This is a genomic window from Pseudonocardia humida (assembly GCF_023898865.1).
In the GTDB taxonomy this organism is placed as follows: Bacteria; Actinomycetota; Actinomycetes; order Mycobacteriales; family Pseudonocardiaceae; genus Pseudonocardia; species Pseudonocardia humida.
Genome location: NZ_JAGSOV010000012.1, coordinates 12,595 through 35,438, shown reverse-complemented (window position 1 = coordinate 35,438; position 22,844 = coordinate 12,595). Strand labels below are relative to the sequence as shown.

The window sequence follows — 22,844 nt, the reverse complement described above, 5'->3', positions numbered from 1 at the left end:
CTGATCCGGTCGTGGGCGGGTTCCCATGGTCAGGACCGGGGAACCCGCCCACGATGGGGTGGTGCGATCCGAAGACGACGGCGACGGCTGGGTGAGCTGCGCGCAGGGCCACGACCACTGGGGGCGGTTCGGCGCGGCCGGGCTGCTGCTCTGGCACGACGGCGCGGTCCTGCTCCAGCACCGCTCCCGGTGGAGCCACCACGGCGGCACCTGGGGGGTGATGGGCGGCGCCCGCAACCGCGGGGAGTCCGCCGCGCAGGCCGCCCAGCGCGAGGCCGACGAGGAGTCCGGGCTCGATGCCGCCGCCTACGCGGTCGTCGGCGAGCACGTCGACGACCACGGCGGCTGGGCCTACACGACGGTCATCGGCCGGGCGCTGAGCCCGGCGCTGCCGCGGATGCTCAGCTGGGAGACCGTCGAGCTGCGGTGGGTCGCCGTCGACCGGGTGGCCGCCATGCCCCTGCACCCCGGCTTCGCCGAGACGTGGTCCACGGTCCGCGCCCTCGGCATCGGCTGACCGCGAGTCGCCCACCGCCGCGGGTGGGCCGCCGTCGAGAACGAAGCCGTTGTCGGTTGGACCGGTCCAAAACGACGGCAAGCTCGTTCTCGACGGGGGCGCTACCGTGCGCGCGTGCTGGTGGTCATCGAAGGGCTCGACGGGGCCGGGAAGAACACCGTGGCGGGCGCGCTGACGACCGCGCTGGAGGCCCGCGGGGCCACGGTCGCCCGGCTCGCCTTCCCCCGCTACGACGCCGACGTGCACGCCGAGCTCGCCCGCGACGCGCTCTACGGCCGCGCCGGCGACCTGGGGGAGTCGGTGCACGGCATGGCCCTGCTCTTCGCCCTCGACCGCCGCGCCGCCGCCGACGGCATGCGCGCCGCGCTGGCCGCGCACGACGTGCTGCTCGTCGACCGCTACATCGCCTCCAACGCCGCATACGGCGCCGCCCGGCTGCACCAGGACGCCGACGGCGAGTTCGTCGAGTGGGTGCGCTCGACCGAGGTCGACCGGTTCGGGCTGCCGGTGCCCGACCGCCAGCTCCTGCTCGCCGTCCCGGAGCAGGTGGCGGCCGAGCGCGCCGAGCGCCGCGAGCGCACCGAGCCCGGCCGCGGCCGCGACGCCTTCGAGTCCGACGACGGCCTGCAGAAGCGCACCGCGGCCGTGTACGCCCAGTTCGCGGCCCTGTCGTGGCTCTCGCCGTGGACCGTGCTCGACGGCGTCGCCGGCCCCGACGCGGCCGCCCTCGCCGCCGACCTGCTGGCGTAGATGTGCGCACCGGGCGGCCCCGGCGCGGCCGCTGACCAGCGGGTGGGATGCTGACGGACATGAAGTCGCGCGTACTTGTGGTGGACGACGATCCGGCGCTGGCCGAGATGCTGACCATCGTGCTGCGCGGGGAGGGCTTCGACACCGCCGTGGTGGGCGACGGCACCCGCGCCCTGCCCGCGGTCCGCGAGCTGCGCCCGGACGTGGTGCTGCTCGACCTGATGCTCCCCGGCATGAACGGCATCGACGTGTGCCGGGCGATCCGCTCGGAGTCCGGCGTGCCGATCGTCATGCTCACCGCCAAGAGCGACACCGTCGACATCGTGCTGGGCCTGGAGTCCGGCGCCGACGACTACGTCGTCAAGCCGTTCAAGCCCAAGGAGCTGGTCGCCCGGATCCGGGCCAGGGTCCGGCGCACCGAGAACGAGCCCGCCGAGCAGCTGGCCATCGGCGAGATCTCCATCGACGTGCCCGCCCACCAGGTCGTGCGGGCCGGGGAGCAGATCGCGCTCACCCCGCTGGAGTTCGACCTGCTGGTCGCCCTGGCCCGCAAGCCGCGTCAGGTGTTCACTCGTGAGGTGCTGCTCGAGCAGGTCTGGGGCTACCGGCACGCCGCCGACACCCGGCTGGTCAACGTGCACGTGCAGCGCCTGCGGTCCAAGGTCGAGCGCGACCCGGAGCACCCGGAGGTCGTGCTGACCGTCCGCGGCGTCGGCTACAAGGCCGGGCCCCCGTGACCACCGTGATCCGCGCGACCGGGCCCTGACCACGTGGGTGCCCTCGCCGACCGGACCCGCCGCGGGGTCGCCCAGCTGCGCCAGCTGGGCGCCGAGCTGACCGACGCCTTCAACGCGGTCTGGCGGCGCTCGCTGCAGCTGCGGGTCGTCATCAGCACCCTGGCCCTGTCCACGGCCGTCGTGCTGGTGCTCGGCTTCATCCTGCAGACCCAGATCGCCAACCGGGTGGTGCAGGGCAAGGAGACCGACGCCGCCTCCCGCATCGAGACGGCCCGCATCGTCCTGGAACGCGACCTCACCGGCGTCGACCCCGACCGCGACAGCGCCAGCGGCGAGCTCAACAACGCGCTGGCCCGGTTGACCAGCACCAGCATCCAGGGCGACCGCTCGTCCGCGGCGGGCGAGTTCTTCGCGGTGCTGGCCGCCTCCCAGTCCGACGGCGCCGACGACATGATCGCCGGGCGGATCTCCGACGTGCCGCCCGAGCTGCGGGAGAGCATCCGGCAGGGGCTGCGGTCGCTGCAGTACACGACCGTCGTGCTCGAAGGCGTGGACACGCCGATGCTGGTCGTCGGCCAGCAGGTGCAGACCGCCACCCGGCCCATCGAGTTCTACCTGCTGTTCCCGCTGGACGCCGAGCGCCGCACGCTCGGGCTGGTGCAGAGCACGCTGATCGTCGGAGGGCTGGTGCTGCTGCTCCTGCTCAGCGGCATCGCCAGCATCGTCACCCGGCAGGTCGTGCACCCGGTGCGGCAGGCCGCCGAGATCGCCGAGCGGTTCGCCGAGGGCTACCTCGACGAGCGGATGCCCGTGCGCGGCGAGGACGAGGTCGCCCGGCTCGCCGAGTCCTACAACGAGATGGCCTCCTCCATCCAGAGCCAGATCGACCAGCTCGAGGAGTTCGGCGCCCTGCAGCGGCGGTTCACCAGCGACGTCAGCCACGAGCTGCGCACCCCGCTGACCACCGTCCGGATGGCCGCCGACGTGCTGTACGCCTCCCGCGACGCGCTGCTGCCCGCCCTGCGGCGCAGCTCCGAGCTGCTGGTCAACGAGCTCGACCGGTTCGAGGCGCTGCTGGCCGACCTGCTGGAGATCAGCCGGCTGGACGCGGGCGTGGCCGAGCTGGGCGCCGAGCGCACCGACCTGGGGGCCGTCGTCACGCGGGCGGTCGACGCCGTGCGCGGCATCGCCGACCAGTCCGGCACGCCGATCGACGTGCGGCTTCCCGACGGCGACGCCGTCGCGGAGCTCGACCCGCGCCGCGTCGAGCGGATCGTGCGCAACCTGGTCTCCAACGCGATCGACCACGCCGAGGGCAACCCCATCGAGGTGGTCGTGGCCGCCGACGAGAAGGCCGTCGCGGTGCTGGTCCGCGACCACGGCGCCGGCCTGCGCCCCGGCGAGTCCGAGCTGGTGTTCAACCGGTTCTGGCGGGCAGAGGAGTCGCGCGCGCGGCGCAGCGGCGGCAGCGGGCTCGGCCTGGCCATCAGCATCGAGGACGCCCGCCTGCACGGCGGCTGGCTGCAGGCCTGGGGCGAGGTGGGCCGCGGGTCGGAGTTCCGGTTGACGCTGCCGCGCACGGTCGGCGACCCGCTGCGCTCCAGCCCGGTGCCGCTGGGCCCGGAGGCGGGCGCGCGCCGCGAGCCGGCGCCGCGGCGCGGCGAGCCCGTGGAGCGCCTCGACCCGGCGCGCGTGCCGTCCGCGGTGGGGGGCGCGCACCTGCCCGCGCACGACGGGGGCCCGGAGTGAACCGCCGGATCGGGCGGCTGGCGGCGGCCTTGCTGGCCGCGCTGGCGCTCGCCTCCTGCGCCACCGTCCCGGACTCCTCCCCGGTCAAGGTGCTCGGCCGCACCGGAGAGGCCGAGCAGGCCCCGGCGGCCGGCCCGGTCGACGGCAGCAACCCGCTCGACCTGGTCCGCGACTTCGTCCTGGCCTCCGGCAGCAGCTCCGACCGGCACGGCTCGGCGCGGCGCTTCCTGGCCGACGAGGCCGCGGGCTGGGACGACGGCACCGGGCTCACCGTGCTCGACGGCCAGTTCGACACCGTCCCCACGCCGGGCGCGCCCAACTCCGCCGACGCGACCACCATCCGCATCCGCGGCACCGCCATCGGCCGGGTCTCCGGATCCGGGGTGTTCGAGCCCAACCAGGCGAGCTTCCAGCAGGACGTCACCGTGGTGCGCCGCGACGGGCAGTGGCGCATCGCCGGGCTGCCCGACGGTGTCGTCGTGCCGCTGACGATCTTCCGCGACAACTACCGCTCGGTGCGCACCTGGTTCGTGGACCCGGTGCGCAGGTTGGTCGTGTCCGACCTGCGGTACGTGCCCAGCGTGCCGGCCAGGGCGCAGGCGGCCCGGGTGGCCGACCTGCTGCTGCGCGGCCCCTCGACCGCGCTGCTCGGGGCCGCGGTCAGCATGCTGCCGCCGGAGGCGGAGCTGCGCTCGAACGTGGCGGTCAGCCCCGACGGCGCGCTGGTCGTCGACCTGACCGGTGTCGGCGAGCTCGACCCGAGCGGGCGCCGGCTGCTGGCCGCGCAGGTGGTGCTGTCGCTGGCCGAGGTCAACGTGGCGCGCGTGCGGCTGCTGGTGGACGGCGAGCCGCTGATCGCCGAACGCCCCGACCTCACCCGCACCGACGTCGCCGACCTGATCGCCGAGGCCCAGCCAGCCCAGGACGTGCAGGGGCTGGTGGTCTCCGGGGGCAGGCTGCGCCAGCTGACCGGCCCCGAGCCCAGCGCCCCGCTGCCCGGTCCGAGCGGCGACGGCAGCCAGGACGTCGAGTCGGCCGCGCTCTCGCTCGACAGCCAGCGCCTCGCGCTGGTCGCCCGGCAGGGCAGCAGGCGGGCCCTGCTCATCGGCGGCGTCGCCGACCCGAGCCTCATCCCCACCTCCCTCGACGCCGCCACGATGACCCGCCCCACCTGGGCCCCCAGCGGCACCGAGGTCTGGACCGTGCTGGACGGCAGGCTGGTCACCCGGGTGCTGACCGACACCACGACCCCGCCGCGCACCGACCGCGTCGACGCGGCGGAGCTGGTGAACCTCGGTCCGATCAACGACCTGCGGCTCTCCCGCGACGGGATGCGGGTCGCGGCGGTGGTGGGTACAGGCCTCTACACCGCGGCCGTGACGCGCAGCGTCGACGGCGGGGTGGCGTTGCGCAACGTGCATCGCTTGCGTCCTCTCGATCTCGGTGAGGTGATCACCGCCGACTGGGGCTCTGCCGACTCGGTGGTGTCGGTGAGCCGCGGCCCCGACCTGCTCGTCGCGCAGACCACGATGGACGGGCTGGGCCTGCAGCAGGTGGTGGGCAACAACCTGACGCCGCCGCTGAGCGCGGTGGCCGCGAACGCCAACCGCCCGCTGCTGGTGACCGACCAGAACGGCGTGTGGAGCTTCGCCTTCGGCGACCAGACCGCGTGGCGGCAGGTGCTGGGCAGCGCCCCCGACGCGGTGCCCCTGTACCCGGGCTGATGCCGTACCCAGGCTGACGCGTCCGGCGCCGGCTCCGCCAGTACGGGCGCCCGGCCTGTGGATTACTCGTCGGTTGTGGATAACTCGGGATCACGGCGGGGGTGTCGACGGCGCCGCGGGCCACTCTCGAGGCATGCGACTGCACCGAGCCGGTCAGGCCCTCGTCGACCTCGTCCTCCCCTCCGACTGCGCCGCCTGCGGCGGCCCCGAGCCGCCGTGGTGCGGCCCGTGCGGGCGCGCGTTGGGCCCTCCAGCCGCCGCGCACCTGCCGGGCGGGCCGCAGGTGCTGGCGGCCGGGCGCTACACCGGCCCGCTGCGCGCCGCCCTGCTCCGCTACAAGGAGCGCGGCCGGCGCGACCTGGCCCGTCCGCTGGCCGCGCTGCTGGCCGGACCGCTGCACGACCTCGCGCCCCCGGGCGGTCCGGGGCCCACGTGGCTCGTGCCCGCGCCCTCGCGGCCGGCGGCCGCGCGGGCCCGCGGGGGCGATCACGTTCTGCGACTGTGCCGCGCGCTTTCAGCGCAATGTTCCAACGTCCGGGTAGCGCATTCGCTGCGCCTCGACCGGCGCGTCCAGGACTCGGTGGGCCTCGACGCCGCACAACGGGCCGTCAACCTGCGCGGGCGCGTCTCGATCGTGAGCGGCCGATTACCCCCGGTCGATGATCGTTCGCTGATCGTCGACGACATCGTCACCACCGGTGCCACGCTGCGGGAATGCCGGTCGGCGCTGGCTCGGTCCGGGGTGTCGGCCCGGGCGGCTCTGGTGCTCTGCGACGCGACCGGCCGAGCCAGATGATCTTGCGAAATGTCCGGATTTTAGCGCTGGCCGGACCTGCTTGCTAGACCATCCGTCGCATGCATCAGGTCGGGGTTACCCCGCGGTCAGGACTGTTGCCGAACCGTGATGCACGTTACGGTGCTCCGCATCCCCGAGCCATCAATCAGGAGGGACCCCCACCGATCGAGCGCCGGGGCGGGTCAGTTCCCCCCGGGCGCATCGCACCGTCAACCCGACGCGGGAAGCGAGGGAAGTCTGCGTGGAGATCGTTGTCACCGGCCGTAACGTCGAGGTTCCGGATCATTTCCGGATCCATGTCGCGGAGAAGGTCGCTCGCCTTGAACGCTACGACCACCGGATGGTCGGCATGGAGGTGGAGCTGTTCCACGAGCGCAACCGTCGCCAGCTCAAGAACTGCCAACGGGTCGAGATCACCGGCCGCGGCTGCGAAGGCGTGGCCCGCGCCGAGGCCTGCGCCCAGGACTTCTACGGCGCGCTCGACGCGGCGATCGCCAAGCTCGAGTCCCAGCTGCGGCGCTCGCACGACCGCCGCCGGATCAACGGCAAGCGCGCCCGCGTCACGGTGGCGCGCGGCGGCTCGACCGCGGTGCTGGACGAGGCGCCGCCCGTGGTCGCCGAGCTCGACGACATCCCGGTCGACGCCGCCGACGGGACGATCCCCTCTCCCCGCTCGCACTACGAGGACCTCGACCCCGATCCCATCCCCGGTCGGGTGGTCCGCCGCAAGGCGCACACCGACGCCCCCATGAGCGTCGACGAGGCCCTGGCCAAGATGGAGCTGGTCGGGCACGACTTCTACCTGTTCTCCGACGCCGAGAGCGGCAAGCCGTGCGTCGTCTACCGGCGCAAGGGCTACGACTACGGGGTGATCAGCCTGACGCACTGATCCCGCGCGCCGGCGCCCGTGAGGGGCGGCGACCGATTCCGACCGGAACGGTTGCCGCCCCTTCGGCGTTGAACCGTGGGGCTCCGGCCGCTTCGCTACCCTGGTGGCCGGCAAGACCCCCCGAACCCGAGCTGGACCCGCTGATCGTGAATGAGGTCGACCCGTGCCGCTGCTGAACCGCCTGCTCCGTGCCGGAGAGACGAAGCTGGTCAAGCGGCTGGCCAAGTACGCGGACCACATCGAGACCCTCGAGCCGGAGGCCTCGGCGCTCACCGACGACGAGCTGCGCGCGAAGACCGAGGAGTTCAAGCGCCGCTACGCCGACGGCGAGTCCCTCGACGACCTCATGTTCGAGGCGTTCGCCGTGGTCCGCGAGGGTGCCCGGCGCACCCTGGGCCAGCGCGCGTTCAAGGTCCAGCTGATGGGTGGCGCCGCGCTGCACCTGGGCAACATCTCGGAGATGAAGACCGGTGAGGGCAAGACCCTCACCTCGGCCTTCCCGGCGTACCTCAACGCCCTCTCCGGCGACGGCGTCCACATGATCACCACGAACGACTACCTGGCCCGCCGCGACTCGGAGAACATGGGCCGCATCCACCGCTTCCTCGGCCTGAGCGTGGGCGTGATCCTCTCCGAGATGCCCCCGGCGGTGCGCCGCGAGCAGTACAAGGCCGACATCACCTACGGCACCAACAACGAGTTCGGCTTCGACTACCTGCGCGACAACATGGCGTGGAACGCCCGCGACATGGTCCAGCGCGGCCACAACTTCGCCGTCGTCGACGAGGCCGACTCGATCCTCATCGACGAGGCCCGCACCCCGCTGATCATCTCTGGGCCCGCCGAGCAGAGCGCGCGCTGGTACCAGGAGTTCGCCCGCATGGCCCCGGCGATGCAGCGCGACAAGCACTACGAGGTCGACGAGCGCAAGCGCACCGTGGGCGTCACCGAGGACGGCGTCACCTACGTCGAGGACCAGCTCGGCATCGACAACCTCTACGAGGCCGCGAACACGCCGCTGGTCGGCTACCTGAACAACGCCCTGAAGGCCAAGGAGCTGTTCAAGAAGGACAAGGACTACATCGTCCGCGACGGTGCTGTGTTGATCGTCGACGAGTTCACCGGCCGCGTGCTGGCCGGGCGCCGCTACAACGAGGGCATGCACCAGGCCATCGAGGCCAAGGAGGGGGTGGAGGTCCAGGCCGAGAACCAGACCCTGGCCACCATCACCCTGCAGAACTACTTCCGCCTCTACACCAAGCTCTCCGGCATGACCGGCACCGCCCAGACCGAGGCGGCCGAGCTGCACCAGATCTACAAGCTCGGCGTGGTCAGCATCCCGACCAACCGGCCGATGATCCGCAAGGACCAGCCCGACCTGATCTACAAGACCGAGCCGGCCAAGTTCGAGGCGGTCGCCGACGACATCGCCGAGAAGCACGCCAAGGGCCAGCCGGTGCTGGTCGGCACGACGAGCGTGGCGAAGTCGGAGTACCTGGCGAAGCTGCTGGTGCAGCGGCAGGTGCCGCACGAGGTCCTCAACGCCAAGCACCACGAGCGCGAGGCCGCGATCATCGCCCAGGCCGGGCAGGCCGGTGCGGTCACCGTGGCCACCAACATGGCCGGCCGCGGCACCGACATCGTGCTCGGCGGCAACCCCGAGTTCCTGGCCGACCTGGAGCTGCGCCGCCGCGGCCTCGACCCGGTCGAGACCCGCGAGGAGTACGAGGCCGCCTGGGACGAGGTCGTCGCGGAGGTCCGCGCCCAGGTCGCCGCCGAGGCCGAGGAGGTCAAGGAGGCCGGCGGGCTCTACGTCCTGGGCACCGAGCGCCACGAGTCCCGCCGCATCGACAACCAGCTGCGTGGTCGGTCCGGGCGCCAGGGCGACCAGGGCGAGTCGCGCTTCTACCTGTCGCTGGGCGACGACCTGATGCGCCGCTTCAACGGCCAGGTCGTCGAGTCGATCATGAACCGGTTCAACCTGCCGGACGACGTGCCGATCGAGGCGGGCATGGTCACCAAGGCCATCCGCAGCGCGCAGACCCAGGTCGAGCAGCAGAACTTCGAGATCCGCAAGAACGTCCTCAAGTACGACGAGGTGCTCAACAAGCAGCGCACCGTCATCTACTCCGAGCGCCGCCGCGTGCTCGCGGGCGAGGACATCCAGGCCCAGATCCAGCACATGATCGAGGACGTGGTCACGGCCTACGTCGACGGCGCCACGTCCGAGGGCTACGCCGAGGACTGGGACCTGGAGAAGCTGTGGACGGCCCTGGGCACGCTGTACCCGGTGGGCATCCGCTGGCAGCAGTTGGCCGGCGACGACGACGGCGACCTCAGCGACGGCGAGCTCACCGGCGAGGTCCTGCACGACGCGATCCTGGCCGACATGCGCGAGGCCTACGCCCGCCGCGAGGCCGAGATCGACGAGTTGATCGGCGCCCAGGGCGGCATGCGCGAGCTGGAGCGCCAGGTGCTGCTGCAGGTCATGGACCGCAAGTGGCGCGAGCACCTCTACGAGATGGACTACCTCAAGGAGGGCATCGGCCTGCGCGCGATGGCCCAGCGCGACCCGCTGATCGAGTACCAGCGCGAGGGCTACGACATGTTCACCGCGATGCTCGAGGGCATCAAGGAGGAGACGGTCGGGCACATGTTCAACGTGCGCGTCCAGCCCGCCCAGCCGGCCGCCCCGGCCGAGGGCGCCGCTCCGGCGGCCGCTCCCGCCGCCACCCTGCAGAAGGCGGCTCCGGCCCAGCAGCGCCCGGCCGCTGCCCAGCAGCCCGCCGCCGCGCAGGCCGCCCGGCAGCCCCAGCAGCAGCCCAGGCGGGCCCCCGCGGCCGCCCAGGCGACCGGTCGGCACGCGGCCCCCGAGGTCGACCCGGCCGCCACCACCAGCGTCCTGCCCGCCGCCTTCCGCGGCGCCGCCCCGGCCGACCTGCGCTACAGCGGCCCGACGGAGACCGGCCAGACGGCCACCCGCGGCGGGGGAGCCGGCCGGGCGCAGCAGCAGTCGGGCACCGACACCGGGGCCCGGGGCCAGACCGGTGAGCCCTCGCGCAACCGGCCGTGCCCGTGCGGCTCGGGGCGCAAGTACAAGCAGTGCCACGGCTCGCCCACCGCGGCGCGCCCGTAGCCGCGATCCCGCAGCACGACCACCGAGGCCGGAGCCCCAGGGCTCCGGCCTCCGGCGGTTCCTGAGCACCTCGCCCGGGTGCCTCACCCGAGCCGCACCGCGGTCCACCGCCATCCCCGCAACCCCGTGCCGCCCCGCTCGAACCGGGCCGCGAGCGCCCGCACCCGTCCGTCGACCGTGCACACCGCCGCCACCTCGGCCACGCCCGGGGCGGGCAGGCACACCCGCATCCGGCCGAGGCGGGTTGGCGTGCCGGTGCGGCGCACCTCGCGGGCGGCCCGCCAGTAGCGCAGCACGCTCGGGTCGGCCGCGGCGTCCAGGTGGGCGGGTGGGCGGCGGCCGTCGAGGACCTCGATGACGATCCGCAGCACCGGGACGAGCTCGCGGTGGGCGGCGCTGGCCTGGGCCGTGGTGATGACGTCCTCGGTCGGCACCGCGGGCAGCGGCGGCGGGAGGGGCGGGGAGGCGGTGGCCTCGCCCGGTTCGGGTTCGTAGCCGGCCCGGCGGACGTGCACCGCGCCGGGCGGGACCGGTGGGGCGAGGAGCGGTGGTTCCTGCAGCACGGTCATGCCGAAGAAGGTGCACCTCGGGTGCCCGTGGCAGCGGGAGAACCGATTCGTACGTGGCCATACGGTATGGCGGCGTACGGTGACGCCGTGTCCGAAGCGGACGATGCGACCGCGCTCCCGTGGGAGGTGCTGCTGCCCCGCGCCGGGGCCGCCGCGGCCCGCTGCCACCGGTCGCTGCTGGCCGATCACGGCCTGAGCCCGACCGCGCTCGCCCTGCTCGACCAGCTCGACCGCCGCGACGGGCTCTCGCACCGGGAGCTGGCGGCGCTGCTGGGCCGGACGCCGGCCACGCTCACCCCGGTCGTGGACGCGCTGGAGGAGGCCGGCTCGATCGGGCGGGCGCGCGACCGGCGCGACCGGCGGGTCGTGCGGCTCGCGCTCACCGCCGCGGGCCGGGAACGGCTGCGCCGGGCGACGGCGGCGGTGGCGGCGGAGCTGCCGGCGCTGCTGCCCGTCCCGCCGCCCCAGCACGCCGGGCCCGTGCGCGACTACCTGCTGGCGGTGCTCGCCGCGCTGGACGACCGGGCGGGCCCGTGATCGCTCCCGGCGCGGGTAGCGTCGGGTCGGTGCAGCGTGCGCTGGTGATGGACTACGCGGGGGTGCTCGACCGGGGACCCGACCTGCTCGACCTCGTCCGCAGGGCGCGCGCGGCCGGCGTGTCGACAGCGCTGGTGACCGACGCCCCCGCCGTCCCGGACGACTGCGCCGAGCTGTTCGACGTGCTCGTGCTCGGCCCGGCGATCGGGGTGCGCAAGCCCGACCCGGAGGTCTACCGCAGGGTCGCGGCGATGCTCGGGCGGGCGCCGGGCGAGTGCGTCGTGGTCGACGACAGCGCCCGCAACATCCGCGGCGCCCGCACCGCGGGCGCCGTCGGCGTGCACCACCAGCGCGACTCCAGCACCATCACCGACGTCGAGATCCTGCTCGACCTGCCGGCCGCGTGAGCTCGCGAGCGCCGGGTACCGGGCGGCCACCGCGACCGGATCTTGATTCGGGGACACCGCTCGATTACACAGCTACCCATGGGTAACCGTGTGGGCTACGAGCTCGGTGACGACGGCGTCGCCACCATCACCATGGACGACGGCAAGGTCAACGCGCTGTCCGTGGGGATGCTCGGCGACGTCGGCGCCGCGTTCGACCAAGCGGAGTCCGACGGGGCCGCGGTGCTGCTCACCGGGCGGCGGGGCGTCTTCTCCGGCGGGTTCGACCTGCGGGTCATCCGCGGCGGCGACCCGGCGGCCGCGCTGGCCATGGTCCGGGCCGGCTTCGAGCTGGCCGAGCGCGTGCTGTCGTTCCCGCGCCCGGTGGTGGCGGCCGCGCCCGGGCACGCCGTCGCGATGGGCGCGTTCCTGCTCCTGTCCGCCGACCTGCGGATCGGGGTCGCGGCGCCGTCGCGGTACACGGCGAACGAGGTGGCCATCGGGCTCAGCGTCCCGAGCGCGGCGCTGGCGATCCTGCGCTACCGGCTCACGCCCTCCGAGGCCGACCGCGCCGCCGTCACGGCCGCCGTCTACGGGCCCCGGGAGGCGAAGGTCGCGGGGTTCCTGCACGAGGTCGTCGAGCCCGACGCGCTGCCGGCCACGGCCCGTGGCTGGGCGGCCGCCGCGGCGAGCGGCCTGGACGCCGAGGGGCACCGGGCGACGAAGCTGCGCGCCCGCGCCGACGTCCTGGACGAGCTGCGCGCAGGCATCTCCGAACTGGTCGCCGCCCGCTCCTGACCTCCCCCGCCCACGGGGGCTCGATGGTCAGGCGGGCGGGGGCGGAGGAGTGGTCCGGGGAGCGGCGGGGCGGGTCGTGTCGCCCTGGCCGGTGAACTCCTGGGCCTTGTCGACGGCCTGGTCGATCTGCTGGTCGTGGCCCGCGAACCTGGTCTTGGCGAAGTCGCCCGCCTTGTCCAGCGCCTGGTCGACCTGCTCGTCGTGCTTGTCGATGAAGTCCTTGGCCTTGTTGATGAAGTCCATGGGCGGAGCCTCCCACCCCCCGCCCCGGGCACACCAACGCGCCCCTCGCCCGTTCGGCTGATGCCGCACGGGCGAAGGGCGCAGTCGAGCCGGTGGGCTCAGGAGGGAAGCGGCGGGGGCTGCTCCTCGGGGGCGGTGGTGTCGCGCCCGCCGGTGAACTGCTGGGCCTTGTCGACCCCCTGGTCGATCTGCTCGTCGTGGCCGGCGAAGCGCCCCTTGGCGGTGTCGCCTCCCTTGTCGAGCGCCTGGTCGACCTGCTCGTCGTGCTGGTCGATGAAGTTCTTGGCCTGGTTGAAGTCCACCATGCCGGGAGGGTCCCCGGGATCGGGGACCTCACTCCGACGTCACCCGTTCGGGCGCAGGCGCACGTGCGAAGGGCGCAGCTCGTCGACGCTGTTGACGCCGAGGAGCTGCATCGTCCGCACGATCTCCCCGGTCAGGATCTGCACCGACTTCGCCACCCCGGTGCGGCCCCCGGCCATCAGGCCGTACAGGTAGGCGCGGCCGACCAGCGCGGCCCGGGCGCCCAGCGCGATCGCCGCCACGATGTCGGCGCCGTGCGTGATGCCCGTGTCCACCATGACCTCGGCCCGGTCGCCGACCGCCTCGACCACCGGCTGCACCAGCTCCAGCGGGACGGGGGCGCGGTCGAGCTGGCGGCCGCCGTGGTTGGACAGCAGCACCGCGTCGGCGCCGGCGTCGACCACGCGGTGCGCGTCCTCGACGCTCTGGATGCCCTTGATCACGAGCTTCCCGCTCCACGTCGAGCGCAGCCACTCGACGTCGGCCATGGTCAGCGCGGGGTCGAACACGCGGTTGATCAGGTCGGCGACGGTGCCGTCGGTCGACTCCAGGCTGGCGAACGCCAGCGGCTCGGTGGTCAGGAAGTCGAACCACCAGTTGGGGTGCAGGGCGCCGTCGAGGAACGTCTTGAGCGTCAGCGACGGCGGGATCGTCAACCCGTTGCGCACGTCGCGCAGCCGGGCTCCGCCGACCGGCGTGTCGACGGTCAGCATCAGGGTGTCGTAGCCGGCCGCGGCCGCCCGCTCGACCAGGTCCTTGCCCGGGGCGCGGTCGCGCCACAGGTAGAGCTGGAACCACTTGCGGGTGCCCGGCGCGGCCTCGGCGACGTCCTCGATGGTCATGGTGCCCATCGTGGACAGCGTGTACGGGATGCCGACCTCGCCGGCGACCGAGGCCACCGCCGCCTCGCCCTCGGTGTGCATCATCCGCGTGAAGCCCGTCGGCGCGAACGCGAACGGCAGCGCCGAGCGCTGCCCGAGGATGTCGCGACCGGTGTCGACGTTCGAGACGTCGCGCAGGACCGTCGGGCTGAACTCCACCCGGGCGAACGCGTCGCGGGCCCGGTTGAGCGAGAGCTCGCCGTCGGCGGCGCCGTCGGTGTAGTCGAAGACGGCCCGCGGGGTGCGGCGGCGGGCGATGCGGCGCAGGTCGGCGATGCTGCCCGCGAGCCGCAGCCGCCGCTGGGCGCCATCGCGGATGAACGGTGCCGGCCGCAGCAGTGGGGCCAGCTCTGACGGACGAGGTACCCGACGCTTCACCACGCCGACAACCCTAGGCCGTTGACGGCCCGGGTGACCCCCTGCGAGGTCAGGAAGGCCACCTCCATGAACCTCTGGGTTCAGGAAGGTGGCCTTCCTGAACCTCGGAGCGGACTGGTCGGCCGCCCGAGGGGAGGGGTGGGACGGGGAGGGGCTGGGTCAGCGGGTGCGGCGGTAGAGCTCGAAGGCGGCGACGGCGGCGGCGCTGGCGACGTTGAGCGATTCGACCCCGCCGAGCATGGGGATGGCGAGGGTGTCGTCGAGCTCGTCGCGGACCGCGGCGGACAGGCCGTCGGTCTCGTTGCCCAGCACCAGCGCGACCCGGTCGGGGAGGTCGGCCTCCAGCAGCGACGACCCGCCCGCGGCCAGGCCGTACACCCCGAACCCGGCGTCGCGCAGGGCGGCGCAGCCCTCCTCGGCGGTCGACGCGCGCAGCACCGGCGCCCGGAACGCCACCCCGGCCGAGGCCTTGACGACCAGCGGGTCGATGGCGGGCACCCCGCGGCGGGGCAGCAGCACGCCGTCGAGGCCGGCGGCGGTGGCGCTGCGCAGGATCATCCCGACGTTGGCCGGGTTGGTCACGCGGTCGAGCACGAGCACCGAGGCCGGGCCGATGAGGTCGTCGAGGAAGTCGTCGACGGGGGCCATCCGCGGGGCGACGACGTCGGCGAGCACGCCCTGGTCGTGGCGGCCGTTGCCGGCCAGCACCTTCACCCGGTGGGCGCTGGCCCGCTGCACGGGGACGCCGCGGTCGCGGGCGGCGGACAGGATGGCCCGGACCGGTTCGCCGCGCAGCCCCTCGGCGATGATCACCTTGTCGACGGCGAGGTCGGCGTCGTCGAGGGCCTCCAGCACCGGTTTGCGCCCGTACACCGTGATGAAGGTGTCCTTCGGGGACCGCTCGCCGGGCATCGGGCAACTATAGGAGCGGCGGGCTCGACCCCAGCGCGGGTGGCCCGCGCGCTCCTAGGATCGGGGGATGCCACCGCGGCTCTCCGCCCTCGACGCGTCCTTCCTCTACCTCGAGCAACCGACGACGCCCATGCACGTCGGCGCAGTGTCGATCTTCCGGCGGCCGCGGGCGGGTTTCGACTACGACCGGCTGGTCGAGCTGGTCGACCAGCGCATCGCGCTGGTCCCGCGCTACCGCCAGAAGGTCCGCTACGTGCCGGGCAACCTGGCCCGTCCGGTGTGGATCGACGACCCCGACTTCGACATCGCCTACCACGTGCGCCGCTCGGCGCTGCCCAAGCCGGGCTCGGACGGCCAGCTCACCGAGCTGGTGGCGCGGCTGATGTCGCGCCCGCTCGACCACACCCGCCCGCTGTGGGAGATGTACCTGGTCGAGGGGCTGGCGCGGGGCCGGACGGCGGTGGTCACCAAGACCCACCAGGCCATGGTCGACGGCATCAGCGCGATCGACATCGGGCAGGTGATCCTGGACGTCTCGCCCGAGCCGCGCACGGTGCCCGACCAGCTGTGGATGCCGCGCCCCGAGCCGAGCTCCGCGGAGCTGGTGCTCGACGCGCTCACCGAGGCCGTGGCCCGGCCCGGGGAGGTCATCGACAACGCCAGGGTCGCCGCGGGCGACGCGATGGCCACCGTCGGCAAGGTCGCCGGGGCGTTCGGCCAGCTGTTCACGATGGCCCGCACGGCGACGCGGCCCGCGCCGGGCACCCCGCTCAACGTCGACATCTCCACGCAGCGCCGGTTCGCGATCGCGCGCACCGAGCTGGAGAGCTACCGCAAGATCCGGGCCGCGCACGGCTGCAGCGTCAACGACGTCGTGCTCGGCGTGGTGTCCGGGGCCCTGCGCAACTGGCTGCTCTCGCGCGGGGAGCCGGTGGGGCCCTCCTCGAGGCTGCGGGCGATGGTGCCGCTGTCGGTGCGCGGCGAGGCCGACGTGCCCAGCTCGGCGACGGCGGGCACGCTGGGCAACCGGGTGTCGTCGTTCATCGTCGACCTGCCGGTGGGCGAGCCGAGCCCGGTGGTGCGGCTGCACCACGTCACGCACGCCATGCGCGAGCACACGTCGCGCGGGCAGTCGGTCGGTGCGGACACCCTGGTCCGGATCGGCGGGTTCGCACCGCCTACCCTGCACGCACTGGGGGCCCGGGCGGCGAGCGGGATCTCCAAGCGGATCTTCAACGTGGTGGTGACGAACGTGCCGGGCCCGCAGTTCCCGCTGTACGCGGCGGGGGCCCGGATGCTGGAGATGTTCCCGGTGGTACCGCTGGCCAAGGGGCAGGCGCTGGCCATCGGGCTGACTTCCTACGACGGCGGGGTCTTCTACGGCTTCAACGGCGACCGAGACGCCATGTCCGACGTGGACGTGCTGGCCGGGATGGTCGACGAGGCGCTGGACGAGCTGCTCGCCACCGTCGGCTGATCGAGCGGGTGAGGGGTACCTGATGCGGGTGTACGTTCCGGCGACCTGGCCGATGCTGCGCACGATGGTCAAGAACGGGGTGCTGGAGCCGATCGGGGGCACCGCGTTCGCGCTGACCCCGAAGCTGCGCGAGTCCTACACCAGCGGCGACGACGAGGAGCTCGAGTACGCGGCGATGAACGAGGCCGCGCGGGCGTCGCTGCGGCTGCTGTCGGTGGAGTTCGGGCTGGGCGAGGACGCCACCACGCCCGCGCGCCGGGTGGTCGTCGCGGCCGACCTGGACGACGTCGCGCTGCGCCCCGACCTCGACGACGGCGCCGTGCGGATCTCCGGCGGGGTGCCGATGGAGAAGATCGCCTCGGTGCACGTGGACGCCGAGGACGCCGTGCACGCCGTGCGGCAGGCCGCCGCCGCGGTCGACTCGGCCGACATGGGCGACCTGGACGCGGAGTTCCTGGTCGGCGAGGCCGAGGACCACGAGCTGGCCTGGTACGACCCGTCCGAGGTGGCGTTACTGGTCGACATGGCACTCTGAGGCCATGGGTCAAGCACTGGCCGTGGTCGGGGTCGTGGCGCTGTTCGCGGCGGTCCTGGTCGGCCTGCCGCGGCTGGCCGCCCGCGCCCGCCGCGGCGGCACCGGCGGTTCGGTCATGGGGCCGTTCGAGGAGATCTGGCACCCGGCGGCGCACCGCGCCCGGATCGAGGTCGAGGTGCAGGAGGAGCGCACCGACGCCGAGCTCCCCGGAGATCCGCAGTTCAGAGGTCGTGGGTGAGTTCCGCGGTCAGGACCGGGAGACTCACTCCCGACCCCGGCGGTCGCGGCCGCCCCAGAACAGCGCGCCCGCGGCCGGGATCAGCAGGAAGAACACCCAGTTCCGGGTGAGCAGGAACAGCGCCACCGCCACGAACGGGGCAACCGCGAGGATCCGCGGGCCCCACTCGTCGGCGAAGCTGCGGGGCTGGCCGATCTCGCCGCCCGGGGGCACCGCGGGAAGGGCGCTGGTCGGCGGCAGCACCGGCTCGGGCCCGGGCAGCGGCGGGTGCGGCGCCGGCAGGTCGGTGAACAGCGCGCGCAGCTCGTCGGCGGTGGTCGCGGCGGACGCGACCGCCGAGCGCTCGCCGTACTCCTCGGGCCCCAACCGGCCCTGCGCGAGGTGCTCGTCGAGCGCCCGCATCGCCGCCGTCCGCTCGGCGTTCCCGATCCGCAGCGGCGGTCGTCCCCCGGAGGCCCCTTCGGTCATGGGGGGAGGGTGCCACCGCGCCGGGGCTCTCCACCATCGGGCGGGGCGTGCTCACCCGGCGATCGGCGCAGCGTGACCAGGACGCGGCGCAGTGCGGCCAACCGCGCGGGCCGCAGCAGCCCCTTCTCGACGAGCTCGTCGAGCGCGCACTCGGGGTCGGCCGGCGGGCCGAGGTGCCCGCACCCGCGCGGGCAGTCCTCGATGGCCGCGGCGAGGTCGTCGAACGCGGCGGGCACGTCGTCCGGGGTGACGTGGGCCAGCCCGAACGACCGCACGCCCGGCGTGTCGACCACCCAGCCGCCGCCGCGCTCGGCCGGCAGCGGCAGCGCCAGCGCGGCGACGGTCGTGTGGCGGCCCTTGCCGACCCCCGACACCACACCGACGGCCCGCGCCGCGTCCGGCAGGATCGCGTTGACCAGCGTCGACTTGCCCACCCCCGAGTGCCCGACGAGCGCGGAGACCCGCCCGGCCAGCAGCTCGGCCAGCTCGGTGGGCGGCTCGTCGTGGCGGGTGACGAGCACCGGAAGGTCGAGGTCGCGGTACGGGGCGGCGAACACCTCCGGGTCGGCCAGGTCCGCCTTGGTCAGGCAGAGCACCGGCGACAGCCCGCCGGCGTAGGCCGCGACCAGGCAGCGGTCGACGAAGCCGGTGCGCGGCTCCGGGTCGGCCACCGCGGTGACGATCACCAGCAGCTCGGCGTTGGCCACGACCAGCCGCTCGTAGGGGTCGTCGTCGTCGGCCGTGCGGCGCAGGCTCGTCGCGCGTTCCTCGACGCGGACGATCCGGGCGATCGTGTCGACCGCGCCGGAGAGGTCGCCGACGAGCCCGACCCGGTCGCCGACGACGATCGGCGTGCGTCCCAGCTCCCTGGCCCGCATCGCGGTGACCGGGGGCCGGGTGCTGTCGGCGTCGGGGGCGCAGGTCCAGCGGCCGCGGTCGACCGTGGTGACCATGGCCGGCTCGGCGTCGGAGTGCTCGGGGCGGCGCTTGGTGCGCGGGCGGGAGCCGCGCCGTCCCGGCCGGACCCGGACGTCGGTCTCGTCGTACTCGCGGGGGCTCACCGTCGTCTCCCGGCCGGCTCTACAGCATCGCCGCCCAGCGCCCGGCGAAGCCCGGCATCGTCTTGCTCGTGCACTCGACGTCGTCGACCTCCACGCCGGGCACGACGAGGCCGACGATGGCCCCGGCCGTGGCCATCCGGTGGTCGGCGTAGGCGCCCCACCCGCCGCCGTGCAGGGGGACCGGGCGGATCTCCAGCCCGTCGGGCAGCTCGGTGACCCGCCCGCCCAGGCCGTTGAGCTCGGCGGCGAGCGCGGCGAGCCGGTCGGTCTCGTGGCCGCGGATGTGGGCCACGCCGGTGATGCGCGACGGCCCCCCGGCGAGGGCCGCGACGGCGGCCACGGTGGGGGTCAGCTCGCTGGCGTCGTGCAGGTCGACGTCGACGCCGGAGAGCCGCTCGGGCCCGCGGACCGTGACGCCCTCCGCCGACACCGACACCGCGCAGCCCGCCTGCTCCAGCACCGACAGCACGTGCGCGCCGGGCTGGCTGGACCCGGCGGGCCAACCGAGCACCGTGACCTCGCCCCCGGTGACCGCGGCCGCGGCCAGGAACACCGCGGCGTTGGACAGGTCGGGCTCGACGACCCAGTCGCGCGCGCGGATCGGCCCGGGGGCCACCCGCCAGGTGTTGGGCTCGGTGTCGTCCACGTCGACGCCCGCCTCGCGCAGCATCGCCACGGTCATGTCGATGTGCGGCAGCGACGGCACCGGCTTGCCGTCGTGGTACACCGCGACGCCCTTCTCGTAGCGGGCCCCCGACAGCAGCAGCCCCGACACGAACTGCGACGACGCCGACGCGTCGATGGTCACCTCGCCGCCGGGCATCGAGCCGGTGCCGCGCACGGTGAACGGCAGCCGCTCGCCCTCGACGACGGCGCCGAGCGCGCGCATCGCGTCGAGGACGGTGGCCATCGGGCGCTCCCGGGCGCGCGGGTCGCCGTCGAAGGAGACCGGGCCGTCGGCCAGCGCCGCGGCCGGCGGGACGAACCGCATGACCGTGCCGGCCAGGCCGCAGTCGACGGTGCCGCCGCCGTGCGGGCCGTCGTGCTCGCCGAAGACGACCCGCTCGCCCTCGATCCCCACCGGCGCGCCGAGCGCCCGCAGCGCGCCGACCATGAGCGCGGTGTCGCGGCTGGTCGGCGCCCCGGACACGCTCGCGGCGCCGCCGGACAGCGCGGCCAGCAGCAGGGCTCGGTTCGTCACCGACTTGGAGCCGGGCACGGTGACCCGGGCGCGGACGGGTCCGGTGGCGACGGGGGCGGGCCAGGGCTCCGAGGATGAACGGGTCACGCTGAGATGATCCCGCACCCCGCCGGGATCGCGCTGGCGGTGGGTGTCGGTGGGACGTGCCACGATGGATCCCATGTGCGGCCGCTACGCCTCCATCAAGGCCCCCGCCGACCTCGCCGACGAGTTCCGCGCGGTCGACGCCACCCAGGGCGCCAAGACCGCGGACTACAACGTCGCGCCCACCAAGCAGATCGTCGCCGTCGTCGAGCGCCACCCGCGCGACGCCGAGGGCGAGCCCGACGCCGACCGCACCGAGCGCACCCTGCGGATGCTGCGCTGGGGCCTGGTGCCGTCCTGGTCGAAGGACCCCAAGGCCGGCGCCCGCATGATCAACGCCAGGGCCGAGTCGGCGGCCACCAAGCCGGCGTTCCGCAAGGCGCTCAGCTCGCGGCGCTGCCTGATCCCGGCCGACGGCTGGTACGAGTGGCAGCGCGGCCCCGAGCACAAGCAGCCCTACTACACCCACTACACCGACGGCAGCTCCCTGGCCCTGGCCGGCCTGTGGGAGTACTGGAAGCCCAAGGACGACCCGGAGGGCGCGTACCCAGACGGGCTGGTCACCGCCACCGTGCTCACCACCGGGGCCGTCGGGGTGCTGGCCCAGGTGCACGACCGGATGCCCCTGGTGCTCCCGCCCGAGGCCTGGGACACCTGGCTCGACCCCGACACCGGCAAGGACGACGAGGCGATCGCCCGGCTGCTCGCCCCGCCGTCGCCGGAGCTGGTCTCGCGGCTGGAGCTGCGCCCGATCAGCCCCGCGGTCAACAGCGTCCGCAACAACGGCCCCGAACTGCTCGCCGAGCTGCCCCCGGAGGAGGTCCGCGAGCCGCTGCAGCTCGACCTGCTGGCCGGCCCCAACCCCCAGTGACGCCACCCGCCGCGACCCCGCCCGCCGCGAGCGCGGAGCCGGAGATCGCGGAGATCGACACCCCGCACGGCCCGGCCCGCATCACCGTCCTCGACGTCCCGGGAGCCCGCGCGACGCTGCTGCTCGGCCACGGCGCCGGTGGCGGCATCACCGCGCCCGACCTCGTCGTCGCGGCCGGCGCGGCCGTCGCCGCCGGGGTGCGGGTCGTGCTCGGCGAGCAGCCCTACCGGGTGGCCGGGCGCCGCGCCCCGGCGCCCGCCGGGCAACTCGACACCGCGTGGCTGGCGGTCGTGCGGGACGTCCGCGACCGCTTCGCCGGCCCGCTGCTCGTGGGCGGGCGCAGCTCGGGCGCCCGGGTGGCCTGCCGCACCGCCACCGGGGCGGGCGCGGCCGGTGTGCTGTGCCTGGCGTTCCCGGTGCACCCGCCGGGCCGGCCGGAGAAGGACCGCCTCGCCGAGCTGGCCATGCCCACCGTCCCGGTCCTGGTCGTGCAGGGCGCGACCGACCCCTTCGGTCGCCCGGAGCCCGCCCCCGGCCGGAGGGTCGTCGTCCTGCGCGGCGACCACAGCCTCCGCGCGGACGCGCCCGGCCTGCGCGCGGCCGTCCGCGACTGGCTCCGAGAACGCGATCTTGCCGGGGCCGCGGCGCCTGCATAGCGTGGCGTCCGTTCGCGACGGAGCGGGGGACGTGCACGTGGCTGGTCATGACGGGGAGCGGGCGCTCGTGCTCGGCGGCGGGGGCGTGGCCGGGGTCGCCTGGGAGATCGGGCTGCTGTCCGGTCTGGCGGCGCGGGGCGTCGACCTGGGGTCGGCCGACCTCGTGGTGGGCACGTCGGCCGGGTCGATCGTCGGCGCGCTGCTGCGCACCGGCGAGGACCCCGAGCAGCTCTACGCGGCCCAGCTGGCCCCGGTGCCGGCCGCCGAGCCCGCGGTCCGGTTCGACGGCGCGGCCTTTATGGCGTCGTTCGCGCGGGTCCTCGCCGGGGCCACCGGTCAGCAGGACGCGCGCGCCCGGATCGGGAGCCTCGCGCTGCAGGCGGGCACCGCGCCGGAGGACGACCGCCGCGGGATCATCGCCGCCCGCCTCGGCGGCGACCGGTCCTGGCCGGCGGCGCGGCTCGTGGTGACCGTCGTCGACGCCGCCGACGGGGAGTTCCGCGCCATCGACGCGGAGTCCGGCGTCGGGCTGGTCGACGCCGTCGCGGCCAGCTGCGCGGTGCCGGGGGTCTGGCCGACCGTCACCATCGACGGCCGCCGCTACATGGACGGCGGCATGCGCTCACCCACCAACGCCGACCTCGCGACCGGCCACCGGCGCGTCCTCGTCGTCGCGCCGGTGCCGGGCATGCCGGGCAGCCCGCTGGGCCCCGGGCTCGACCAGGAGCTCGAGGAGCTGCGCGGTGGCGGGGCGCAGGTCCACGTGGTCACCGCCGACGAGGCGGCGCTGCGCGCCTTCGGCACCAACCCCCTCGACCCGGCCACCCGGGAGCCCGCCGCGCGTGCCGGGCGCGACCAGGCGACCCGCGAGGTCGACGCGATCCGGCGGTTCTGGGCCGACGGAACCGCGTGACGAGCGGGACGGCCGTGCGCCCCCGGGTGGACGAC

At 74.6% G+C, this 22,844-nt stretch carries 25 protein-coding genes; 17 read left to right on the top strand and 8 right to left on the bottom strand.

Features of this window, described 5'->3' with window-relative positions:
• Positions 1 to 61: 61 nt before the first annotated feature.
• From KDL28_RS06605 to secA, 8 genes are all read left to right on the top strand, one after another.
• The gene (locus tag KDL28_RS06605) at positions 62 to 517 is read left to right on the top strand and encodes an NUDIX hydrolase (protein WP_252436333.1); all 456 of its coding nucleotides are present in this window, start codon (positions 62 to 64) and stop codon (positions 515 to 517) included.
• A gap of 120 nt (positions 518 to 637) precedes the next feature.
• Positions 638 to 1,267, top strand: a complete 630-nt coding sequence (locus KDL28_RS06600) for a dTMP kinase (protein WP_252436338.1) — start codon at positions 638 to 640, stop codon at positions 1,265 to 1,267.
• 59 nt (positions 1,268 to 1,326) lie between these two features.
• Positions 1,327 to 2,004, top strand: coding sequence for an MtrAB system response regulator MtrA (mtrA, locus tag KDL28_RS06595; protein WP_214407669.1), 678 nt, complete (start codon positions 1,327 to 1,329; stop codon positions 2,002 to 2,004).
• 33 nt (positions 2,005 to 2,037) lie between these two features.
• A complete protein-coding gene (gene mtrB, locus KDL28_RS06590; RefSeq protein ID WP_252436331.1) occupies positions 2,038 to 3,753 on the top strand; it encodes an MtrAB system histidine kinase MtrB in 1,716 nt (571 codons plus the stop codon).
• Complete coding sequence (locus KDL28_RS06585) at positions 3,750 to 5,477, top strand: LpqB family beta-propeller domain-containing protein (RefSeq protein ID WP_252436330.1); 1,728 nt, start codon at positions 3,750 to 3,752, stop codon at positions 5,475 to 5,477. Before mtrB ends, KDL28_RS06585 begins: the two co-directional genes overlap by 4 nt.
• 133 nt (positions 5,478 to 5,610) lie before the next feature.
• Positions 5,611 to 6,273 carry a ComF family protein gene (locus KDL28_RS06580; RefSeq protein WP_252436329.1) on the top strand — a complete coding sequence of 221 codons (663 nt, stop codon included), beginning with the start codon at positions 5,611 to 5,613 and terminating at the stop codon, positions 6,271 to 6,273.
• Positions 6,274 to 6,514: 241 nt separating this feature from the next.
• Positions 6,515 to 7,162 carry a ribosome hibernation-promoting factor, HPF/YfiA family gene (hpf, locus tag KDL28_RS06575; RefSeq protein ID WP_252436328.1) on the top strand — a complete coding sequence of 216 codons (648 nt, stop codon included), beginning with the start codon at positions 6,515 to 6,517 and terminating at the stop codon, positions 7,160 to 7,162.
• A 163-nt stretch (positions 7,163 to 7,325) separates the two neighbouring features.
• Positions 7,326 to 10,298 carry a preprotein translocase subunit SecA gene (gene secA, locus KDL28_RS06570; RefSeq protein WP_308215935.1) on the top strand — a complete coding sequence of 991 codons (2,973 nt, stop codon included), beginning with the start codon at positions 7,326 to 7,328 and terminating at the stop codon, positions 10,296 to 10,298.
• A gap of 83 nt (positions 10,299 to 10,381) precedes the next feature.
• Here secA and KDL28_RS06560 read toward each other — a convergent pair whose 3' ends face one another.
• Positions 10,382 to 10,867: an Rv3235 family protein gene (locus KDL28_RS06560; protein WP_252436326.1), complete on the bottom strand. Its 486-nt coding sequence runs from the start codon at positions 10,865 to 10,867 to the stop codon at positions 10,382 to 10,384.
• Between the two features lie 87 nt (positions 10,868 to 10,954).
• On the opposite strand from KDL28_RS06560, the gene KDL28_RS06555 reads away from it, so the two are divergent.
• The 3 genes from KDL28_RS06555 (at position 10,955) to KDL28_RS06545 (ending at position 12,588) form a co-directional block, all read left to right on the top strand.
• Positions 10,955 to 11,404 carry a MarR family winged helix-turn-helix transcriptional regulator gene (locus KDL28_RS06555; protein WP_252436325.1) on the top strand — a complete coding sequence of 150 codons (450 nt, stop codon included), beginning with the start codon at positions 10,955 to 10,957 and terminating at the stop codon, positions 11,402 to 11,404.
• A gap of 29 nt (positions 11,405 to 11,433) precedes the next feature.
• Positions 11,434 to 11,811: an HAD-IA family hydrolase gene (locus KDL28_RS06550; RefSeq protein WP_252436324.1), complete on the top strand. Its 378-nt coding sequence runs from the start codon at positions 11,434 to 11,436 to the stop codon at positions 11,809 to 11,811.
• A gap of 78 nt (positions 11,812 to 11,889) precedes the next feature.
• Positions 11,890 to 12,588 carry a crotonase/enoyl-CoA hydratase family protein gene (locus KDL28_RS06545; protein ID WP_252436322.1) on the top strand — a complete coding sequence of 233 codons (699 nt, stop codon included), beginning with the start codon at positions 11,890 to 11,892 and terminating at the stop codon, positions 12,586 to 12,588.
• Positions 12,589 to 12,615: 27 nt separating this feature from the next.
• Here the strand turns inward: KDL28_RS06545 and KDL28_RS06540 are convergent, their stop codons facing one another.
• The 4 genes from KDL28_RS06540 to KDL28_RS06525 form a co-directional block, all read right to left on the bottom strand.
• On the bottom strand, positions 12,616 to 12,831 hold the full coding sequence (locus KDL28_RS06540) for an antitoxin (protein WP_252436320.1): 216 nt from the start codon (positions 12,829 to 12,831) through the stop codon (positions 12,616 to 12,618).
• A gap of 98 nt (positions 12,832 to 12,929) precedes the next feature.
• Positions 12,930 to 13,136 carry an antitoxin gene (locus KDL28_RS06535; protein WP_252436319.1) on the bottom strand — a complete coding sequence of 69 codons (207 nt, stop codon included), beginning with the start codon at positions 13,134 to 13,136 and terminating at the stop codon, positions 12,930 to 12,932.
• Positions 13,137 to 13,175: 39 nt separating this feature from the next.
• Positions 13,176 to 14,396 (bottom strand): alpha-hydroxy acid oxidase, encoded by a 1,221-nt coding sequence (locus KDL28_RS06530; RefSeq protein WP_252436318.1) that lies wholly within the window; start codon positions 14,394 to 14,396, stop codon positions 13,176 to 13,178.
• A 156-nt stretch (positions 14,397 to 14,552) separates the two neighbouring features.
• Positions 14,553 to 15,305, bottom strand: coding sequence for a TrmH family RNA methyltransferase (locus tag KDL28_RS06525; RefSeq protein WP_252436316.1), 753 nt, complete (start codon positions 15,303 to 15,305; stop codon positions 14,553 to 14,555).
• Positions 15,306 to 15,372: 67 nt separating this feature from the next.
• Between KDL28_RS06525 and KDL28_RS06520 the strand changes: the two genes are divergently transcribed.
• The 3 genes from KDL28_RS06520 to KDL28_RS06510 are packed head-to-tail and all read left to right on the top strand — an operon-like array spanning position 15,373 to position 17,555.
• On the top strand, positions 15,373 to 16,782 hold the full coding sequence (locus KDL28_RS06520; protein ID WP_252436315.1) for a WS/DGAT/MGAT family O-acyltransferase: 1,410 nt from the start codon (positions 15,373 to 15,375) through the stop codon (positions 16,780 to 16,782).
• A gap of 22 nt (positions 16,783 to 16,804) precedes the next feature.
• Complete coding sequence (locus tag KDL28_RS06515) at positions 16,805 to 17,317, top strand: DUF6912 family protein (RefSeq protein WP_252436313.1); 513 nt, start codon at positions 16,805 to 16,807, stop codon at positions 17,315 to 17,317.
• A 4-nt stretch (positions 17,318 to 17,321) separates the two neighbouring features.
• A complete protein-coding gene (locus KDL28_RS06510; RefSeq protein WP_252436312.1) occupies positions 17,322 to 17,555 on the top strand; it encodes a hypothetical protein in 234 nt (77 codons plus the stop codon).
• A 24-nt stretch (positions 17,556 to 17,579) separates the two neighbouring features.
• Here the strand turns inward: KDL28_RS06510 and KDL28_RS06505 are convergent, their stop codons facing one another.
• From KDL28_RS06505 to aroA, 3 genes are read right to left on the bottom strand one after another with little or no spacing between them, the layout of a single operon-like run.
• On the bottom strand, positions 17,580 to 18,023 hold the full coding sequence (locus tag KDL28_RS06505) for a DUF1707 SHOCT-like domain-containing protein (RefSeq protein ID WP_252436311.1): 444 nt from the start codon (positions 18,021 to 18,023) through the stop codon (positions 17,580 to 17,582).
• Positions 18,020 to 19,084: a ribosome small subunit-dependent GTPase A gene (gene rsgA, locus KDL28_RS06500; protein ID WP_252436310.1), complete on the bottom strand. Its 1,065-nt coding sequence runs from the start codon at positions 19,082 to 19,084 to the stop codon at positions 18,020 to 18,022. The genes KDL28_RS06505 and rsgA overlap by 4 nt, the downstream gene beginning before the upstream one ends.
• A gap of 19 nt (positions 19,085 to 19,103) precedes the next feature.
• Positions 19,104 to 20,372 (bottom strand): 3-phosphoshikimate 1-carboxyvinyltransferase, encoded by a 1,269-nt coding sequence (gene aroA / locus KDL28_RS06495; protein ID WP_252436309.1) that lies wholly within the window; start codon positions 20,370 to 20,372, stop codon positions 19,104 to 19,106.
• A 73-nt stretch (positions 20,373 to 20,445) separates the two neighbouring features.
• Between aroA and KDL28_RS06490 the strand changes: the two genes are divergently transcribed.
• From KDL28_RS06490 to KDL28_RS06480, 3 genes are read left to right on the top strand one after another with little or no spacing between them, the layout of a single operon-like run.
• On the top strand, positions 20,446 to 21,240 hold the full coding sequence (locus KDL28_RS06490) for an SOS response-associated peptidase (RefSeq protein WP_252436336.1): 795 nt from the start codon (positions 20,446 to 20,448) through the stop codon (positions 21,238 to 21,240).
• Positions 21,237 to 21,896, top strand: a complete 660-nt coding sequence (locus tag KDL28_RS06485) for an alpha/beta hydrolase family protein (protein WP_252436308.1) — start codon at positions 21,237 to 21,239, stop codon at positions 21,894 to 21,896. The genes KDL28_RS06490 and KDL28_RS06485 overlap by 4 nt, the downstream gene beginning before the upstream one ends.
• 37 nt (positions 21,897 to 21,933) lie before the next feature.
• Positions 21,934 to 22,809 carry a patatin-like phospholipase family protein gene (locus tag KDL28_RS06480; protein WP_252436307.1) on the top strand — a complete coding sequence of 292 codons (876 nt, stop codon included), beginning with the start codon at positions 21,934 to 21,936 and terminating at the stop codon, positions 22,807 to 22,809.
• Positions 22,810 to 22,844: the final 35 nt, after the last annotated feature.

What these genes read in the sequence shown, in the direction of transcription:
- KDL28_RS06520 (WP_252436315.1), top strand. Translation starts at nt 15,373, where the DNA reads ATGCCACCGCGGCTCTCCGCCCTCGACGCGTCCTTCCTCTACCTCGAG.
- KDL28_RS06560 (WP_252436326.1), bottom strand. Translation starts at nt 10,867, where the DNA reads ATGACCGTGCTGCAGGAACCACCGCTCCTCGCCCCACCGGTCCCGCCC.
- KDL28_RS06580 (WP_252436329.1), top strand. Translation starts at nt 5,611, where the DNA reads ATGCGACTGCACCGAGCCGGTCAGGCCCTCGTCGACCTCGTCCTCCCC.
- KDL28_RS06515 (WP_252436313.1), top strand. Translation starts at nt 16,805, where the DNA reads ATGCGGGTGTACGTTCCGGCGACCTGGCCGATGCTGCGCACGATGGTC.
- KDL28_RS06545 (WP_252436322.1), top strand. Translation starts at nt 11,890, where the DNA reads ATGGGTAACCGTGTGGGCTACGAGCTCGGTGACGACGGCGTCGCCACC.
- KDL28_RS06535 (WP_252436319.1), bottom strand. Translation starts at nt 13,136, where the DNA reads ATGGTGGACTTCAACCAGGCCAAGAACTTCATCGACCAGCACGACGAG.
- KDL28_RS06490 (WP_252436336.1), top strand. Translation starts at nt 20,446, where the DNA reads ATGTGCGGCCGCTACGCCTCCATCAAGGCCCCCGCCGACCTCGCCGAC.
- KDL28_RS06525 (WP_252436316.1), bottom strand. Translation starts at nt 15,305, where the DNA reads ATGCCCGGCGAGCGGTCCCCGAAGGACACCTTCATCACGGTGTACGGG.
- KDL28_RS06510 (WP_252436312.1), top strand. Translation starts at nt 17,322, where the DNA reads ATGGGTCAAGCACTGGCCGTGGTCGGGGTCGTGGCGCTGTTCGCGGCG.
- mtrA (WP_214407669.1), top strand. Translation starts at nt 1,327, where the DNA reads ATGAAGTCGCGCGTACTTGTGGTGGACGACGATCCGGCGCTGGCCGAG.
- KDL28_RS06540 (WP_252436320.1), bottom strand. Translation starts at nt 12,831, where the DNA reads ATGGACTTCATCAACAAGGCCAAGGACTTCATCGACAAGCACGACGAG.
- KDL28_RS06505 (WP_252436311.1), bottom strand. Translation starts at nt 18,023, where the DNA reads ATGACCGAAGGGGCCTCCGGGGGACGACCGCCGCTGCGGATCGGGAAC.